The organism is Streptomyces sp. NRRL S-337 (assembly GCF_000720175.1).
Lineage (GTDB): Bacteria > Actinomycetota > Actinomycetes > Streptomycetales > Streptomycetaceae > Streptomyces > Streptomyces siderophoricus.
On sequence record NZ_JOIX01000187.1, the window covers coordinates 1 to 434 of the forward strand.

Annotated in this window: 1 rRNA gene; it reads left to right on the plus strand. The window is 57.6% G+C overall.

Annotation, left to right across the window (positions count from 1 at the left end):
• Positions 1-89, plus strand: a 16S ribosomal RNA gene (locus IG62_RS0141010); the annotation flags it as partial.
• Between the last annotated feature and the right edge of the window lie 345 nt (positions 90-434).

Sequence of the window (434 nt, forward strand, 5' to 3'; positions counted from 1 at the left end):
GGAGGGAATCGTCGAAGGTGGGACTGGCGATTGGGACGAAGTCGTAACAAGGTAGCCGTACCGGAAGGTGCGGCTGGATCACCTCCTTTCTAAGGAGCATCTAGGCAGCCGCAAGGTTGTCCAGAGCCATAACGCAGGCGAATGTCCTGCGGTGGTTAGCTCATGGGTGGAACGTTGACTATTCGGCACGGTCGGTTGGGATCATTAGTACTGCTTCGGCGTGGAACGTGAGTTTTCAACTGGTCGGGTCGGGCACGCTGTTGGGTATCTGAGGGTACGGACTACGGTCTGAACCTTCGCGATGCCGGCCCCGTAAAGGTCCACGTTGGTGGGTTGTGACGGGTGGCTGGTCGTTGCTTGAGAACTGCACAGTGGACGCGAGCATCTGTGGCCAAGTTTTTAAGGGCGCACATGCCTTGGCACCAGGAACCGAT